This window comes from Microbacterium sp. NPDC097977, assembly GCF_040302605.1.
Taxonomy (GTDB): domain Bacteria; phylum Actinomycetota; class Actinomycetes; order Actinomycetales; family Microbacteriaceae; genus Microbacterium.
The window spans coordinates 1-16,953 of sequence record NZ_JBEOUR010000070.1; the positions used below are offsets into that span (position 1 = coordinate 1).

Annotated in this window: 16 protein-coding genes and 1 tRNA gene; 14 read left to right on the forward strand and 3 right to left on the reverse strand. The window is 69.7% G+C overall.

What is annotated here, in order from left to right:
- Positions 1–122 precede the first annotated feature (122 nt).
- Positions 123–1,847, forward strand: a complete 1,725-nt coding sequence (gene poxB, locus ABTZ43_RS13965) for a ubiquinone-dependent pyruvate dehydrogenase (protein WP_350539269.1) — start codon at positions 123–125, stop codon at positions 1,845–1,847.
- 48 nt (positions 1,848–1,895) lie between these two features.
- Here the strand turns inward: poxB and ABTZ43_RS13970 are convergent, their stop codons facing one another.
- Both ABTZ43_RS13970 and ABTZ43_RS13975 read right to left on the reverse strand, forming a co-directional pair.
- Positions 1,896–4,694, reverse strand: coding sequence for a tetratricopeptide repeat protein (locus ABTZ43_RS13970; RefSeq protein ID WP_350539270.1), 2,799 nt, complete (start codon positions 4,692–4,694; stop codon positions 1,896–1,898).
- A gap of 29 nt (positions 4,695–4,723) precedes the next feature.
- Positions 4,724–6,547, reverse strand: coding sequence for an HSP90 family protein (locus tag ABTZ43_RS13975; RefSeq protein ID WP_350539271.1), 1,824 nt, complete (start codon positions 6,545–6,547; stop codon positions 4,724–4,726).
- Between the two features lie 190 nt (positions 6,548–6,737).
- Between ABTZ43_RS13975 and ABTZ43_RS13980 the strand changes: the two genes are divergently transcribed.
- The 8 genes from ABTZ43_RS13980 (at position 6,738) to ABTZ43_RS14015 (ending at position 12,652) form a co-directional block, all read left to right on the forward strand.
- Positions 6,738–6,810, forward strand: a tRNA-Trp gene (locus tag ABTZ43_RS13980).
- 39 nt (positions 6,811–6,849) lie between these two features.
- Positions 6,850–7,122, forward strand: coding sequence for a preprotein translocase subunit SecE (gene secE / locus ABTZ43_RS13985; protein ID WP_056420099.1), 273 nt, complete (start codon positions 6,850–6,852; stop codon positions 7,120–7,122).
- Between the two features lie 40 nt (positions 7,123–7,162).
- Complete coding sequence (gene nusG / locus ABTZ43_RS13990; protein WP_350539272.1) at positions 7,163–8,206, forward strand: transcription termination/antitermination protein NusG; 1,044 nt, start codon at positions 7,163–7,165, stop codon at positions 8,204–8,206.
- An 823-nt stretch (positions 8,207–9,029) separates the two neighbouring features.
- Entirely contained in the window at positions 9,030–9,461 is a 432-nt protein-coding gene (gene rplK, locus ABTZ43_RS13995) for a 50S ribosomal protein L11 (protein ID WP_056420105.1), read from the forward strand.
- Positions 9,462–9,472: 11 nt separating this feature from the next.
- Positions 9,473–10,162: a 50S ribosomal protein L1 gene (gene rplA, locus ABTZ43_RS14000; protein WP_045254236.1), complete on the forward strand. Its 690-nt coding sequence runs from the start codon at positions 9,473–9,475 to the stop codon at positions 10,160–10,162.
- A gap of 161 nt (positions 10,163–10,323) precedes the next feature.
- On the forward strand, positions 10,324–11,139 hold the full coding sequence (locus tag ABTZ43_RS14005) for an amino acid ABC transporter substrate-binding protein (protein WP_056420107.1): 816 nt from the start codon (positions 10,324–10,326) through the stop codon (positions 11,137–11,139).
- Between the two features lie 3 nt (positions 11,140–11,142).
- The gene (locus tag ABTZ43_RS14010; RefSeq protein ID WP_056420111.1) at positions 11,143–11,808 is read left to right on the forward strand and encodes an amino acid ABC transporter permease; all 666 of its coding nucleotides are present in this window, start codon (positions 11,143–11,145) and stop codon (positions 11,806–11,808) included.
- Between the two features lie 22 nt (positions 11,809–11,830).
- Positions 11,831–12,652: an amino acid ABC transporter ATP-binding protein gene (locus tag ABTZ43_RS14015; protein WP_350539279.1), complete on the forward strand. Its 822-nt coding sequence runs from the start codon at positions 11,831–11,833 to the stop codon at positions 12,650–12,652.
- A 15-nt stretch (positions 12,653–12,667) separates the two neighbouring features.
- Here ABTZ43_RS14015 and ABTZ43_RS14020 read toward each other — a convergent pair whose 3' ends face one another.
- Entirely contained in the window at positions 12,668–13,321 is a 654-nt protein-coding gene (locus ABTZ43_RS14020; RefSeq protein ID WP_350539273.1) for a LysE/ArgO family amino acid transporter, read from the reverse strand.
- Positions 13,322–13,391: 70 nt separating this feature from the next.
- On the opposite strand from ABTZ43_RS14020, the gene ABTZ43_RS14025 reads away from it, so the two are divergent.
- From ABTZ43_RS14025 to ABTZ43_RS14045, 5 genes are all read left to right on the forward strand, one after another.
- Positions 13,392–14,267 carry a LysR family transcriptional regulator ArgP gene (locus tag ABTZ43_RS14025; protein ID WP_350539274.1) on the forward strand — a complete coding sequence of 292 codons (876 nt, stop codon included), beginning with the start codon at positions 13,392–13,394 and terminating at the stop codon, positions 14,265–14,267.
- A 217-nt stretch (positions 14,268–14,484) separates the two neighbouring features.
- Positions 14,485–15,108, forward strand: a complete 624-nt coding sequence (locus ABTZ43_RS14030; RefSeq protein ID WP_350539275.1) for a SipW-dependent-type signal peptide-containing protein — start codon at positions 14,485–14,487, stop codon at positions 15,106–15,108.
- Positions 15,075–15,740, forward strand: a complete 666-nt coding sequence (locus ABTZ43_RS14035) for a SipW-dependent-type signal peptide-containing protein (protein ID WP_350539276.1) — start codon at positions 15,075–15,077, stop codon at positions 15,738–15,740. The genes ABTZ43_RS14030 and ABTZ43_RS14035 overlap by 34 nt, the downstream gene beginning before the upstream one ends.
- 28 nt (positions 15,741–15,768) lie before the next feature.
- Positions 15,769–16,380, forward strand: a complete 612-nt coding sequence (locus ABTZ43_RS14040) for a signal peptidase I (RefSeq protein WP_350539277.1) — start codon at positions 15,769–15,771, stop codon at positions 16,378–16,380.
- A partial coding sequence (locus ABTZ43_RS14045) for a hypothetical protein (RefSeq protein WP_350539278.1) occupies positions 16,377–16,953 on the forward strand: 577 nt, incomplete at its 3' end. The genes ABTZ43_RS14040 and ABTZ43_RS14045, both read left to right, overlap by 4 nt.

Here is a 16,953-nt window from a genome sequence, read left to right on the forward strand (position 1 = left end):
GCGGTTCCTGAGCGAGGAGCGCAGCGACGAGACGAAGGGCGCTCAGGAACCGGAGCGCAGCGACGAGACGAAGGGCGCCCCGATCCAGGCCGTGCACACGGCTGCGGGCGTAGGTTGGAATCATGGCAACCGTCGCAGCGAACATCGTCAAGACCCTCCGCGCCAACGGGATCGACCGTGTCTACGGTCTCCCGGGTGATTCCCTCAACGGCTTCACCGACGCCCTCCGCAAAGACGGCGGGATCCGATGGGTGCACGTGCGCCACGAGGAGTCCGCGGCGTTCGCGGCGGCGGCGGATGCGGCGCTCACCGGCGACCTCGCCGTGGTGGCAGGTTCCTGCGGGCCGGGCAACCTGCACCTGATCAACGGCCTCTACGACGCCAACCGCTCGCGGGTCCCGGTGCTGGCGATCGCGGCCCACATCCCGACGTCCGAGATCGGCACCGGGTACTTCCAGGAGACCCACCCGCAGGAGCTCTTCCGTGAGTGCAGCGTCTACGTCGAGTACGTCGCCGATCCTTCGCAGATGCCGCGACTGCTCGAGATAGCCATGCGCGCAGCGATCGAGCAGCGAGGGGTCGCGGTGCTGGTGATCCCTGGTGATGTCGCCCTCTCCGAGATCGCCGACGATCGCGCGGTCGTCATCGAGCGCACGCATCCGGTCGTCGTGCCCCGTGCCGACGAGCTCGAGCGGGCGGCGACCCTGCTCAACGCGTCGAAGAAGACCACGATCCTCGCGGGTGCCGGCGTCGAGGGTGCGCACGACGAGGTCGTCGCGCTGGCCGACCGTCTGGGTTCTCCGATCGTGCACGCCCTGCGTGGCAAGGAGTTCATCGAGTACGACAACCCCTTCGACGTGGGGATGACGGGACTGCTCGGCTTCGCCTCCGGCTATCGCGCGATGGAGGCCGCCGACACGCTGCTGGTGCTGGGAAGCGACTTCCCGTACGAGCAGTTCTATCCCGAGCACGCCACGACGATCCAGGTCGACATCCGCGGATCGCAGCTGGGCAAGCGGCATCCGCTCGATCTCGGCCTGGTCGGCGACGTCGGCGCGACCGTCTCGGCGCTGCTTCCGCGCCTCGCCGAGCAGAGCGATCGCGGTCACCTCGACGACGCGACGGCGCACTACCGCAAGACCAGGGCGAAGCTCGACGACCTCGCCACGCCGACCAAGGCGGGGCGTCCGATCCACCCGCAGTACCTCGCGCGGCTGCTCGACGAGCAGGCCGCGGATGACGCGATCTTCACGGCCGATGTCGGCTCGCCCACCGTGTGGGCCGCGCGCTACCTGTCGATGACCGAGAACCGTCGACTGATCGGATCGTTCACGCACGGCTCGATGGCGAACGCATTGCTGCACGGGATCGGCGCCCAGGTGTCCCATCCCGACCGTCAGGTGGTCGCTCTCGCCGGCGACGGCGGACTGGCGATGATGCTGGGCGAGCTGCTCACCCTCACGCAGAACCGACTGCCGGTGAAGACGATCGTGGTCAACAACTCGTCGCTGAACTTCGTCGAGCTCGAGATGAAGGCGGCCGGGTTCGTGACCTACGGCACTGATCTCACCAACCCGAGCTTCGCGGCGATCGCCGAGGCCATGGGCATCTTCGCGCGTCGCGTCGAGAACAGCGAGGACCTGCCCGAGGCCGTGCGCGAGGTGCTCGCCCACGACGGCCCCGCACTGCTCGACGTCGTGACCGAGCGGCAGGAGCTGTCCATGCCGCCGGCGATCGAGGCCGAGCAGGTCAAGGGATTCGCCCTGTACGCCATCCGCACGGTCATGTCCGGCCGGGGCGACGAGCTGCTCGACCTCGCGAGGGCGAACTGGCGGCAGCTCCTCTGAGCTCGGCCGGCCCGCGTCGGCCGGGAGGAGCACCGGCCCGCGTGTGCGTCAGCTGTCGAGCAGGCCCCGCACCTCTTCGGCCTCGGCGTGGCGTCCGAGCGTCTCCAGTGCGGTGCCCAGCTCCAGAGCGGAGACCTCGCGCAGTGCGGGCTCGCCGGCGGCGTGCTCGATCGCGCTGCGATAGATCGGCACGGCGTCGCCGGGGCGCTCGTTCGCCGCGAGCAGACGGGCGGCGAACAGTTCGGATCCGCCCGCCGAGCCGAGGTCCCCGACCGCGGCGAACCCGTCCGCCGCGGTGAGCGCTGCGGCGACGGCCTCGTCCGTGCGCCCGAACTGCGCGAGCACGCGACCGCGGGAGTCGGTGACATCGGCGAGCAGCCATCCGGCGTCATGCTCCCGGGCGAGGGCGGCGACCTCGTCGAGCAGCGAGAAGGCCCGCTCGTCCTGACGGGCTCCGTACGCCTGGCCGAGGTTGTGCAGCACGTCGGCGAGGGTGCCGACCGCCTCGGGGGCCTGCCTCGCGAGGGCGGATGCCGCTTCGAGCGCCTCGATCGCCTCGTCGTGCTCGTCGAACCTGGCGAGGATCTTCGCGCGCTCGGTCAGCGCCACGGCCTGCTCTGCGTGCTCGTCGTCCTGGCCGAAGAGGTCGGCGGCGTAGCCGAAGGCGCCGACGGCCTGTCCGTACTCTCCCGATGCCGCCAGCGCACGGGCGAGCAGGGACGCCGTCATCGCGCGTGACGCGGCCGCCACCTCGGTCTGCTCCTCGCGCTCCAGCACCTGGGCGAACAGCTCCGCGGCGACCGCGGCGTCACCGGCCGAGAGCATGGCGCGGGCGAGGCGGAAGTCGGCGCCGGCCTGATCGCCGCCCTCCTGCGCGACGAGCCGCGAGGTCACGCGGTAACGGGAGACCGCCTTCTCGGCGTCCCCCGCGTCTTCCCACAGTGCGCCGGCGAGCAGATGCGCGGCGGCCAGCGCCGTGGTCGCGCCGAGCCCGGCGAGCAGGCGGCACGCCTCGTCGGCATCCGCCGCGCCCTCGACGAACGCGTCGCTGCCGCCGCGCACCCTGGCCCGTGTCTGCAGCGCCTGCGCCCGGTGGCCGATGCTGAGGTCGTCCTGTGCGAGGAAGCGGTCGAGCACGGCCGACGCGTTCTCGATGTCACCCGCGTGCAGCATCGCCGCGATGGCCACCAGTGTCGTGGTGTTCGCGAGCCGCACGTCGCCGGCCTCGACGAAAGCCCTCGCGGCGATCTCCGCCATGTCGAGAGCCGCCGCGGGCTCCTCGGACTGCAGGTGAAGCGAGGCCCGGCTGATGGCGAGGTCGCCGCGCGACCATGCGGGCAGAGACGCCGCCTGGGCGAGTGCGTCTTCGAGGGCGGCTGCGGCGTCGGGCGTGGTCGCGCCGAACGTGGCGAGTCCGAGCCGCTGTTCGAGGTCGGCCTGATCGTCGAGTCCGGTCGCCCGCAGGGCGTCGATGCGCGCCGGGAGCAGGTCGGCCGCCTCGGCGTCGCGGTCCAGGGCGATGAGGATGCCGATCTGCATCGACAGGAGCTGCGCGATCTTCGCCGGATCCTCGACGCCCATCGCGTGCGGGAGGGCTCGGAGCGTCTCGTGCTCGGCGCCGAACTGGGCGAGCTGCATGGCGCGGTCGAACCAGGCCTCCGGATCCGCCGGAGCGGCGGCGTCGGGGGTGGTGGAGAAGGCGTCGGAGCGGATCGGCACGTCGTAGTGCTCGCTCGACAGGGCACGCGTTCTGGCGAGGCTGCGCGCATGGCCGTCGGTTCCGTCGCGTCGGTCGAACTCCGCGCCGATGCGCTCCGCCGCCGCCCACGATGCCGCGGCGAGGTCGGCGGCGCGCCAGGCTCCTTCGTGCGCCCCGAAGAACTCGATCAGCGCGGGGGAGTCCGCACCGCGCACCGGGGTGTCGCCGTGCCCGGCCGCGGTCACCCGATCGAGCGCGAAGGCGAAGGCCCCGAGTGCCGCGACGTGCGCGTCGACGTTGAGACCGTCGTGGGCGAGCCAGGAGATGTGGCGCTCGACCTGGGCGAGCGCGCGGGCCTCGTTGCCGGTGAGAGAGGAGAACACGATGTTGTTCGCCACGATGCGCAGGTTGTCGGGGTTGTCCTTGGCGAGGCGGTAGCTGCGCAGATGGGCGCTGCGCGCCTCGTCCAGCCGACCGGCTCGCAGGTACGGCACGAGCACGCGGGAGAGGGCGTGCTCCGGTTCCTCGCCGCAGGAGAACCCGCCCTCGAGCATCTCCTCGACGAGACGGATGGCCTGCTCCTCACGGTCCGTCTCGGCGAAGAAGCCGGCGAACTGACTGCGTCCGCAGGCGTCGCAGTGGCTGTGGTCGTCGCGGGGCGTGGCCTCCAGCTGCACGCGCAGCGCCTCGGCATCGTCGATGCGGCCGGCATCCCAGGCGTCCTCGAAGCGGGCGGTCAGCACGCCGCTGAGCCCGAGTCCGCCCGCCCGGTAGTGCGCCTCCATGTCGTCGAGCACGGCCGCGATCTGCTCGGCGGAGAACGCCGGCGACGACCGCAGCGACGAGGCCATCCATTTGAACTGCCACATCAGGTCGGCGCCGCCGTATTCGAGGTCGGCGGGGAAGCGCTGCGGGTCCGCGTCGTGCCGGGCCAGGCACCAGGCGAACGAGTTCAGCATCACGTCGGTCGCGCCGTTCATGTTGGCCGACGCGGTCTGCCGCATCCGTGCCTCGTACTCGAGCCGTTCGTCGCCGATCTCGACGGCGAGCGCCACCGCTTCGGCGACGAGGGCCTGCTCGGCCGGGCCCCAGGGGGTGCGGTCGATCTCCTCGACGAGCTGCGTGAAGCGCGTGCGCGAGCGTTCCATGGTGAGTCCTTCGGGCTGTGGTGGGCGGGTCAGAACGCGTCGTCGAACGGCAGCGAGTCCTCTTCGAGGCCGGCCGAGAGGGCGACCAGGTCGGTGAGGGCCGTCGTCATGAGGGCGCGGTCGGAGTCGGAGAGCGGGTGGTGTCCGGACAGCAGGGCCTGGATGTAGAGCAGCTGCACGGTGCGGGCGAACACCGCGTCGTCGGCGACGCGCACCAGGGCCCGCACCACGCGGTTCGACCAGTTCAGACACAGGCGGGCGCGGAGATCCTCGGGCCCGCTCGTCGCGGCGGTCGCGTCGATGCGATCGAGCACCCCGCCCCACAGCGATCCGGTGATCCCTCGCGTGCGACCGCGATCGATGCGGCGCAGCACCTCGGGGTCGGCGACGTAGAGCGCGGCGAGCTCGGGCTGGTCGACGGAGCGCACCGTGACCGAGCAGTCCGAGGCGCTCAGCACGGCGCTCGCCCTCTCCTCGAGGGCGAGCGCGGCGTCGCGGTCGTCCAGGGGAGGGGGATCGAGGCGGTCGAGTTCCCCGGTCACGTCGACGACCTCGACGGTGACCTGGGGATAGAGGTCGGGCAGCATGCGCACGATGTCGGAGTCGTAGAGGTAGCCGCCGTTGACCAGGACCTCGGATGCCGGTGAGATGCCCGCGACCTGACGGAACTCGTCGACCGACGGGGCGACGCGCACGTGCGGGTACCGCTCGACCAGATCGCCGATGCGCATCGTGCCGTGCGTGGTCTCGAGGGTCAGCCACCGGGTGATGAACCGCGCGAGCTCCTCGTCGTGGCGGACGAGCGACTTCAGCCCCACCTCGTGGATCGCCACGAACTGCGCGAGCCGGTGGGGTTCGCGCAGCCCGAGCTCGAGGACCCAGCGACGGATGCCGGCGCCGAGGTGCTCACGCACCCGCTCGAGGGCCGCGTCGTCGACGAGGGACTCGCGACTCGCGGTCGGCGACAGGCCGGTGGAGTCGACGACCGCGCGGACGAAGAACGCCCATTCCGGCAGCACGTCGTCGACGCGCTCGCCGAGCAGCATCCGACCCAGATACATGCGCGTCGCCTGGCGTGCGCCCGGAGGCGGGGCGAAGGGCAGCACGTAGGCGAGGCCGCGCGTGCCGGTCGCCGGCTCGTGCAGCTCGATCGCGTCGAAGGGGGCGGCGCCGAGGAGGTCGCGCCCGTACCGCACGGCCTGCTCGATGTCGTCCGCGGCATCGAGGAACGGCGCGGGGCGGGTGATGTCGATGTCGCCGGTCGGTGAGTCCACCGTGACCCGCACGGGCAGGAACTCGGCGAACGCCGTCGCCAGCTCGCGCACCGCGGCGGGGCGCAGCAGGTCGTCGGCGTCGAACCGCGCCGAGAGGTGCACGCTGGTGCCGATGGGCAGATCGTCGTCGATCTCGACGACGCGGAAGGTGCCGTCCGCGTTGCCGGTCCATTCGACCGCCGAGCCTCCGCGTGCGCTGCGCGAGCGGATCACGATGGTGTCGGCGACCATGAAGCAGCTGAGCAGCCCGATGCCGAACTGGCCGAGGTAGTCGCTGCGCGGGAGGTCGAAGATGTCGCGTTTCGAGCTGCGCCCCACGGTGGCCAGCAGATCCGCGACCTCGTCGATGGTGAGACCGATCCCGTCGTCCCGCAGCACGAACTCGCCGGAGGCGTCGGTGAGCGGGGTGATCCGGATGTGACCGCCCGCACCGTCGACCTCTCGGCGCGCCGTGACGGCATCCCGCGCGTTCTGCAGGAGCTCGCGCAGGTAGACGCGCGGGCTCGAGTAGATGTGCCGGCTCAGAAGGTCGACGACCCCGCGCAGGTCCACCTGGAACTGCTGCACGTCAGCACTCACCGCATCGCCTCCTGTCGCGTCCGCTCGCCGAGCCTAACAACAACGGCACGTCGGGGTCCGGTTCGGCCGCGGCCGAAGGATGCCGTATGCTTGACGAGCAGTTGTTGTCTGCATTCTTTCGCCGTGCCCGGTCCTCCGGTCCGGTCCGGATGGCAGGATGAAGATGACACCCCGAGACCATCCGGTCTCTAGGGCGGTAGCTCAATTGGCAGAGCAGCGGTCTCCAAAACCGCAGGTTGCAGGTTCGATTCCTGTCCGCCCTGCGCGTCAGCACACGCTGACACACGAAAGGTACATTCAGGATGGATCAGGACGAACCGCGCGGCGAGGTCGTCGCGTCCGGCGCCACCCGCGAGAAGAAGCGTGGACTCGTGGGCTTCTTCGCGGGCATCGCCCTGTTCTTCCGTCAGGTCATCGCCGAACTGCGCAAGGTCGTCACCCCGACCCGCAAGGAACTGGTCAAGTTCACCGCAGTGGTGCTCGTCTTCGTCTTGATCGTCATGGGCATCGTCTACGGACTCGACACCCTGTTCGCCTGGGTGACGCACGTGGTGTTCGGGGTTCCGGGCGCCTGACGCCCTCGCGGCCTGGCCGCAGTGATTGGAAAGAAACAACGTGGCTGAACGATATTCCGACGACGCCGACTGGGCGACCGCTGCCGAGCAGTCCAGCGAGGAGGACGAGGCCCAGGAGGGCAACGTCCTCGCCGCTGAGGAGAACTCGGTCACCCCGGCCGAGCACGTCGCGCTGCACGTCGAGGACGTCGACGCCGAGCCCGACACGCAGGACGACACCGACATCGAAATCGACGACCCGGAGGCGGACGCGATCGTGAACGACGCTCTCAACCTGGACGAGGCGGCAGAGGCTGAGGCCGCCGCCGAGGTCCTGAACGAATCCGTGGCGGACGAGACCGCCGAGCTCGAGGCCGCCGAGGCCGACGAGGTCACCCCCTACGACGGTCCCGACGTGAACGGCGAGGACGACCGTCCTGCGGCGGACGCGGACGAGGATGACGCCGACGACGACGCCGAGGAAGACCCGTACGAGGCGTTCCGCCTCGACCTGCGGATGCTGCCGGGCAAGTGGTACGTCATCCACTCGTACGCCGGATTCGAGCGCAAGGTCAAGGCGAACATCGAGCAGCGCAAGTCGACGCTCGAGGTCGAGGACGAGATCTACCAGATCGAGGTCCCGATGGAGGACGTCGTCGAGATCAAGAACGGCCAGCGCAAGATGGTCACCCGCGTGCGCATCCCGGGCTACGTGCTCGTGCGCATGGAGCTCACGGAGGACACCTGGTCCGTCGTGCGGCACACCCCGGGCGTCACCGGCTTCGTGGGCAACGCCCACAACCCGACTCCGCTGCGCTTCGAAGAGGCCTTCAACATGCTGAAGTCCCTCGTCGAGGTCAAGGACGTCCCCACGGCCAAGAACATCGCGTCGAAGGGCGGCGTCGCCGTCGCTCGTCCGCTGCCGGCCGAGGTCGACTTCGAGGTCGGCGAGACCATCACGATCAAGGAGGGCTCGTTCGCGGGTCTGCCCGGTTCGATCAGCGAGATCAAGCCCGAGAGCGGAAAGCTCACCGTGCTCGTGTCGCTCTTCGAGCGTGAGACCCCGGTCGAGCTGTCGTTCGACCAGGTCACGAAGATGATCTGACACACGTCGCACGAGAACGGCCGTCCCGCTTCGGGGCGGCCGTTCTCGCATCTGGGGTCAGTTCTGCATCCGCGATTCCGTGCGGGGCCACCTAAGCATCCGTGATCCCGTGCGGGGTCACTTCCGCATCCCGAACGGGCTGTTCCGCTGCGTTTTCGACCCCGCTCGGCATCCGGCACGTCGATGAGGCGGCGTCCCGCGGACAGAGTCCATCCGGGGTCACTTCCGCATCCGTGATTCCGGGCGGGGTCAGTTCCGCATCCGGAAGTCGGTGCGGGGTCACTTCCGCATCCGGAACGGGCGGTTCCGCTGCGTTATCGACCCCGCTCGGCATCCGGCACGTCGATGAGGCGGCATCCCGCGGACAGAATCCGTGCGGGGCCAGTTCTGCATCCGTGATTCCGCGCGGGGTCACTTCCGCATCCGGAAGTCGGTGCGGGGTCACTTCCGCATCCGGAACGGGCTGTTCCGCTGCGTTATCGACCCCGCTCGGCATCCGGCACCTCGATGAGGCGGCGTCCCGCGGGCAGAATCCGTGCGGGGTCACTTCCGCATCCGGGAATCCATCCGGGGTCACTTCTGCATCCGTGATTCGGTGCGGGGTCACTTCCGCATCCCGAACCGGCTGTTCCGCTGCGGTATCGACCCCGCCCGGCGTCCCGTGCCTCCGGACGGCGTGCGTCGTCGGCATGCCCCGGGATCGGGTAGACTTACGTGGTTTGTGTGCCGCTTCGGCGTGCGCGCGAACCCCACCGCTGTCCGGAACCGCCGGATCGCGGGAGAAACGGATGCCGAGGCATCCGATTCGATGAAAGGAAAGAGAATGGCACCGAAGAAGAAGGTGACCGGCCTGATCAAGCTTCAGATCAAGGCTGGCGCTGCCAACCCGGCGCCGCCGATCGGCCCCGCGCTCGGTCAGCATGGCGTCAACATCATGGAGTTCTGCAAGGCGTACAACGCCGCGACCGAGTCGCAGCGCGGCAACGTCATCCCCGTCGAGATCACCGTCTACGAGGACCGCAGCTTCACGTTCATCCTGAAGACCCCGCCGGCGGCGGAGCTCATCAAGAAGGCCGCGGGCGTCCCCAAGGGCTCCGCGACCCCGCACACGGTCAAGGTCGCGAAGATCACCAAGGAGCAGGTCCGCGAGATCGCCGAGACCAAGCAGGCCGATCTGAACGCGAACGACATCGAGGCTGCCTCGAAGATCATCGCCGGCACCGCCCGTTCCATGGGCATCACGGTCGAGGGCTGAGGAGAATAATCATGGCTACCAAGTCCAAGGCTTACAAGGCTGCCGCCGAGAAGATCGAGGCAGACCGTTTCTACACCCCCTCCGAGGCCGTCGCTCTGGCCAAGGAGACCGGCTCGTCGAAGTTCGACTCGACCGTCGAGGTCGCGCTGAAGCTCTCGGTCGACCCCCGCAAGGCGGACCAGATGGTGCGTGGCACCGTCATCCTGCCGCACGGAACCGGTAAGACCGCCCGCGTCATCGTCTTCGCCACCGGCCCCGCGGCCGAGGCAGCGATCGCCGCAGGTGCCGATGAGGTCGGCGGCGCCGAGCTCATCGAGAAGGTCGCCGGCGGATGGACCGCGTTCGACGCGGCCGTCTCCACCCCTGAGCTCATGGGCCAGGTCGGTCGTCTCGGAAAGGTGCTGGGCCCGCGCGGTCTGATGCCGAACCCGAAGACCGGCACCGTGACCCCCAACGCTGCCAAGGCAGTCGAGGAGATCAAGGGCGGAAAGATCGAGTTCCGCGTCGACAAGCACGCCAACGTGCACTTCGTCGTCGGCAAGTCCTCGTTCACCGCTGAGCAGCTCGACGAGAACATCGGCGCAGCGCTCGAGGAGATCGTGCGTCTGAAGCCGTCGAGCTCGAAGGGCCGCTACATCCAGAAGGGCGCCGTGTCGACCACGTTCGGCCCCGGCATCCCGCTGGACGTCAACGCCATCTGAGTGTGACATCGGGAAGGCCCCCGCCGTGTGCGGGGGCCTTTTCGCATTCTCCCGGCGCGACATCCGACGACATCCGATGCGCGATGCGACCCGGATGCCGCGTACTGTGGGGGAGTTCCGCGCCACAGCACCGCGCCTCATCGCACCCCAGGAGGGTACCCATGTCCCGTCGCCTCATCGCCGTCACTGCACTGGTCGTCGCCGCCACCGCACTCACCGCATGCAGCGGCACAGCCTCCCCCGAGAGCACCTCGACATCAGGGGGAGCCGGGTCCGACCTCGGCCTCATCACCGACGGCACCCTCACGGTCGCGACCGAGGGCACGTACCGCCCCTTCAGCTTCCACGACGACGGCGGCACGGGAGACCTCACCGGCTTCGACGTCGAGATCATCCAGGCCGTGGCCGACAAGCTGGGACTCGAAGTCGAGTTCCAGGAGACCCAGTGGGACGCGATCTTCGCGGGCCTCGATGCGGGGCGCTTCGACGTCATCGCGAACCAGGTCACCATCAACGACGACCGCACGGCGAAGTATCTCTTCAGCACTCCCTACACCGTGTCGCCCGGAGTCATCGTCGTCGCGGAGGACGATGACTCGATCTCCTCGTTCGACGACCTCGAGGGCAAGACCACCGCGCAGTCGCTCACCAGCAACTGGAAAGACCTGGCCACCGAGTCCGGTGCCACGGTCGAGGGCGTCGAAGGCTGGGCGCAGGCCGTCGAGCTGCTGCGCCAGGGTCGCGTCGACGCGACCATCAACGACAAGCTCACCTTCCTCGACTACGAGAAGACCACCAGCGACTCGGGTCTGAAGATCGCCGCCGAGACCGACGAGGCCGGCGAGCAGGCGTTCGTGTTCACCAAGGACAAGACCGCGCTCGTCGACGCGATCGACACCGCTCTCGACGAGCTGCGTGCCGACGGAACCCTGGCCGAGATCAGCGACAAGTACTTCGGCGAAGACGTCACCCAGTAACCCATGGACAACCCCTGGCAGCTGTTCCTCGACTCGCTCGGGCCCATCGCCCTCGCGGGTGTGACGGTCACGGTTCCGCTCGCGCTGGTCTCCTTCGCGCTCGGCCTCGTGATCGCGGTCGGCATCGCGCTGATGAGGATCTCGGTGAACCCGGTGCTCTCGGGCATCGCGAGGTTCTACATCTCGGTCATCCGCGGGACGCCGATGATCGTTCAGCTGTTCGTGATCTTCTACGGCCTCGGGTCGATCGGTCTGAAGATCGACCCGTGGCCGAGCGCGATCATCGCTCTGTCGCTCAACGTCGGCGGCTATGGGGCGGAGGTCGTCCGCGCGGCGATCCTCTCGGTCCCCAAGGGGCAGTGGGAAGCCGCGTACACGGTGGGCATGAACCGCACGCGCACGCTGACCCGCGTCATCCTGCCGCAGGCCGCTCGGGTATCGGTGCCGCCGCTGTCGAACACGTTCATCTCGCTGGTCAAGGACACCTCGCTGGCATCTCTGATCCTGGTGACCGAGCTGTTCAAGGTGGCCCAGCAGATCGCCTCGGCGACCCTGGAGTTCATGGTGCTGTACCTCGCCGCGGCGCTGGTGTACTGGGTGCTCTGCCTGATCCTCTCGTTCGGGCAGAGCGCACTGGAGAGGAGACTCGACCGCAATGTCGCTCACTGACCCTCCGCACTCGCCGGATCCGATGCCCGACGATGTGTCCTCCCCGGCGCCGGGCCCGACGGCCGACGCGCTGCTGACGGCTCGAGACCTGCGCAAGAGCTTCGGCGACAACGAGGTGCTCCGCGGCATCGACCTGACCCTGCACCGCGGCGAGGTCGTGGTGCTGATCGGCCCCAGCGGGTCGGGCAAGACGACCGTACTGCGTGCGCTGAACGGGCTCGAGACTCCGGACTCCGGCACCATCGTGGTCGCGGGCGGCCCCGACATCGACTTCGCCCCGGCAGCCGCCGTCACACCGCGAGTGCGGGCACGCAGGCGACTCGCGCTGCGCGACCGGTCGGCGATGGTCTTCCAGCACCACAACCTGTTCCCGCATCTGACGGTGCTCGAGAACGTCATCGAGGGTCCGTGGCGGGTGCAGCGTCGGCCGAAGGCCGAGGTGATCGCCGAAGCGCGTGCACTGCTCGCGAGGGTGGGGCTCGCCGACAAGGAGGATGCGCACCCGCATCAGCTCTCGGGCGGGCAGCAGCAACGTGTCGGTATCGTGCGGGCGCTCGCCCTGCGGCCCGACCTGCTCCTCTTCGATGAGCCCACCAGCGCCCTCGACCCGGAGCTCGTCGGTGAGGTGCTGCTGGTGATCAAGGAGCTCGCCGACGAGGGGTGGAGCATGGTGGTCGTGACCCATGAGCTGAGCTTCGCGCGTGAGGCCGCCGACCGCGTCCTCTTCATGGATGCCGGGGCCGTGGTCGAGTCGGGAACTCCGGCCGAGATCTTCGGCGCACCGCAGCACGAGCGCACCCAGCGCTTCCTCGCGCGCATCCTGCGTCCCCTCGACGGCGCGTGAGGGCGAGGCCGTCGGTCAGGCGGCGATGACGGGAAGCACGAGGCTGATCGCGAGTGCGATCATGACGACGGCGATCAGCGCGTCGAGCACCCGCCATGACCGCTCGGTGCGCAGCCATCGGCCGAGGTAGCGCGCACCGAAGCCGAGGGCGGTGAACCACAGCACGCTCGCCGCGATCGCCCCTGCGGCGAACAGCCACCGCTGCTCGCCGTGCGTCGCCGCGATGGATCCGAGCATCAGCACCGTGTCGAGATAGACGTGCGGGTTGAGCCAGGTGAGTGCGAGCACGGTGAGGACCACGGAGGCGAGGCCTGTGCGTCCGCCGGTGCCTGCATCCGCGGTCCGGGGGCGTGCGCCACCCTCGACCGTGTCGACGCGCAGCTGCCCGCCGCCCCGCCATGCACGGCGCGCGGCGAGCAGGCCGTAAGCCAGCAGGAACAGCGCACCGGCCCATCGGGCGGCGACGACGAGCCAGGGCGCCGACGAGATGAGGAAGCCGAGCCCGGCGACCCCGGCGGCGATCAGCAGGGCGTCGGAGAGCGCGCAGATGACGACCACGGCCACGACGTGCTCGCCTCGGATGCCCTGTCGCAGCACGAAGACGTTCTGGGCGCCGATGGCGATGATCAGGGACAGGCCGAGGCCGAGACCCGAGAGGACGGAGAGCATGCCTCAAAGGTAAGGACCGCTGCACATGAGCACCAGCGAGGATTTCTACCGAACCATTAGCATCGCTGATGTGAAGATCGATCCCGAACTCGCCGCCACCGTGGCCGCCGTCGCCGACGAGGGCACGCTCGATGCGGCATCCCGCGTCCTCCGGATCACCCCGTCTGCGGTGAGTCAGCGCCTCAAGGCCCTCGAAGAGCAGCTGGGCAGAGTGCTGCTGGTGCGCACCAAGCCCGCCCGCCTCACCGAGGCGGGCGAGGCGGTGGTCCGGCTCGCCCGTCAGATGGCACTTCTCGAGCACGATGCGCTCGCCGGTCTCGGGCTGCAGAGCGAGGATGCGCCCCGCGCGCGCATCCCGCTCGCCGTGAACGCCGATTCGCTGGCGACCTGGTTCCTGCCGCCGCTCGCCCGGCTCTCCGCCGTCCACGACCTCGACTTCGACCTGCACCGCGACGATCAGAACTTCACGGCTCGGCTGCTCGAGTCGGGCGCGGTGATGGCCGCTGTCACGAGCGAGGCGACCCCGGTCGCCGGCTGCTCGGTCTCGCCCCTGGGGGTGCTCGAATATCACGCGATGGCGGAACCCGCGTTCGTGGGGCGCTGGTTCCCCGAGGGGGTGACCGCGCAGGCTCTCGCGGCGGCCCCGTTCGTCGACTTCGATCGCCGCGACGCGCTGCAGCACGAGTGGCTCGCAGCGCAGGGGGTCGATCAGCAGGGGGTGCCGCGTCACTATGTGCCGGCATCGCACGACTACGCGCTCGCCGTGCGGCTGGGGCTCGGCTGGGGAATGGTCCCGGTGCTGCAGCAGGATGACGGCCTCGTTCCCCTCGGCGGCCTCCCGCTGCGGGTCGCGCTGTTCTGGCAGCAGTGGAATCTGCGCTCCTCCCTGCTCGACACGATCGCCGCCGACATCGCCGCGGAGGCGCGGCGCGTGCTGTCGCGCTGAGGTCCGATCCGCAGGCGACGACGCCTAACCATCCGACCGGTTGCTGAGACGGGTAGACGTTTTAATCTCAAAATGGGCACAAGTCGTACAGCTAGGCGACTTCAGGGGTTGCTTTCCCGCATTACGTGGACAAAACTGTCCAGTACCGAACCGCGGATGCGCCCACAGTGGGCATCCCCAGAGCATCCGCGGTTCTCGGTTCCTGAGGGGGAGACACATGGTTCAGAAGGACACGACACGGAAAGTGCGGGCCGTTCTGGCCGGCGGGTTGGTGCTCGGCGTGGGAATCGGGGTGACACTCGCCGCGTGGAACGATTCGGAGTTCGCGTCGGGGACCTTCACCGCCGGATCCTTCAATCTCGAGGGCTCGACGACGAGCGCCACGACCGCGTATGCCAGTCACAACGTGGACAACGGCGACACCGCGGCCTCGCTGGTGTTCCAGCTCCCGGCCGTCGCATCGTCGATGGCGCCGGGTGATGTGGTCTACGCCCCGTTCTGGGTGCGTCTCGACAGCACGACGACGAACAGCGCGACGCTCCTGCCCGCGGGGGTCACCGCCGGGGCGGGCGGCAACACCGCGAACCTCGCCTACACCGTGACGGCCATCGCGCCGGGTGCGACCTGCGGGGCGGCGGCGACGGGAACGCTCGTCGCGTCGGGTGCCACCCTCGCCGCACAGACCGGCGCCACCTCGGTGCCGCTGACCAAGGGGTCGGCGGCAGGCACCGCGGGGACGCCGGTGCAGCTGTGCTTCGCCGTCACGGCCGGATCCGGCCTCACCCAGGGCGCTGCGGCGACCGCGACATGGAAGTTCACGGCGACCTCGACCGCCAACTGATCATGGCCGGCACCCGCAGATCCATGCGGGAGGGAAGGCTGTCGCGGTCCCGCCGGATCCGGGCCGTCCTCGCGGGCGGGCTGGTGTTCGGCGTCGGCGCGACGATGACCCTCGCGGCATGGAACGACTCCGAATACAGCAGTGCGACCTTCACCGCGGGCCGCTTCGACATCGTCGGGGCCGTGGACGGCGCGACGTTCAGCAGTCATCCGACGAGCACTCCGATCGGTTCCACGGCCGCACTGGCCTTCAGCGCCCCCTTCGGTGCGATGGTCCCGGGCACCACGGTCTACGCGCTGTTCAGCGTGAAGACCGCCAACCCGTCGGTGACAGGCTCGCTGCAGCTGAGCGTGGCATCGACGGCGGGGACCGGGCTCGGTCCCTACCTGCGCTATGGGGTGCGCACGATCTCGGGAACCACGTGCAATGGCACGACGTATCCGGCCGGCACCGCGGTGGTCGCCGACAACTCGACGATGTCCACCGCGGGCACCGGAACCCAGACGGTCGCCGCCAACGGTGGATCGACGGTCAACTACTGCATCGCGGTGACCCTCCCCTCCGGCGCCGACAACGGAGCGCAGGGGCTCACGGCGATCCAGACCTGGCAGATCCTCGGGACGGCGTCCTGACCGGGCGCCGCAGAAGCGGAGGGAAGGCATGAGCGCACCGGCGACGAGACGAGGCCTTCGCGAGCAGGGAGCGGGGCGTTTCGCTGTGCCCGACGCGGCCGGGAGCGAGGCACGGGGTCGGGGTGCGATGTCCCGGGCCGGGCGTCTGGTCGTCGACGTGCTGCTGTGGGCGGCCGCGATCGCCGGGACGATCTGCATGGTGCTGGTGCTCCTCGCGCTCACCGCGCAGATCACGCTGATCATGTTCCGCACCGGGTCGATGTCGCCGACCATCCCCGCAGGTTCCGTGGCCGTCGTGCAGCAGGTCCCGGCATCCGAGATCGCCGTAGGTGACATCGTGACGGTCGATCGCCCCGGTGATCTGCCCGTCACCCACCGGGTCACATCCGTCGCCCCGGGTGAGAGCGGTGAGCAGCGTGTCCTCACGATGCGCGGTGACGCGAACGCGGCCGACGACCCCTACCCCTACACCGTGGAGTCGGTGCGCGTGGTGCTGTTCTCCGTTCCGGGAATCGCCACCGTGATCGTGGCACTCGGCGATCCGGTGGTGCTCGGAGGGCTCACGATCGCGGCGACCGCGCTCGTGGTGTGGGCGTTCTGGCCGCGCCGCGCACGAGGTGCCCCGGAGGCCGACTCATGATCAGCAGGGCGGGAGCCAAGGCTGCCGTCATCGCGAGCGCGGTCGCCACCGGTGTGGTGCTCGGAGCGCCGACCGCCGCGTGGGCCGTGCCCTCGACCCAGATCGTGCAGGGGGAGGTGCTCACGCTCGTGTCGGTCGCCGACTGGGACGCCGCATCGAGTCTGCGCCCCGGACAGCCGGTCCGGTGGGATGTCACCGTCAGCGCGGACGCCCCCGAGCCCGGAACCGTGCGCGTGGGCATCAGCGCCACCGGCGATGCCGACCTCGTCCTCGACGCCGCCCTGTGCACGCACGCCTGGACCGCGGGGGGATGCCCCGACGGAGAGACGGTCGTGCGGTCGGCATGGCCGATCCCCCGAGACGGCTCCGAGATCTCGCTCGTCGAGATGTCCGCCAGCGACGCGGCGCATCTGCGTCTGTCGATCGCTCTCGCCGATGCGCAGCCCGGCAGCACCGAGGTGCGCGTGCATGCGCAGGGGGCGGGGGAGTCGGCGACCGTGGGGCCCGGCGGGGGACTGGCGGCCACGGGCCCGTCGCCGGTGGCTCCCTGGGCGCTGGGCGGCGCGCTCGTGC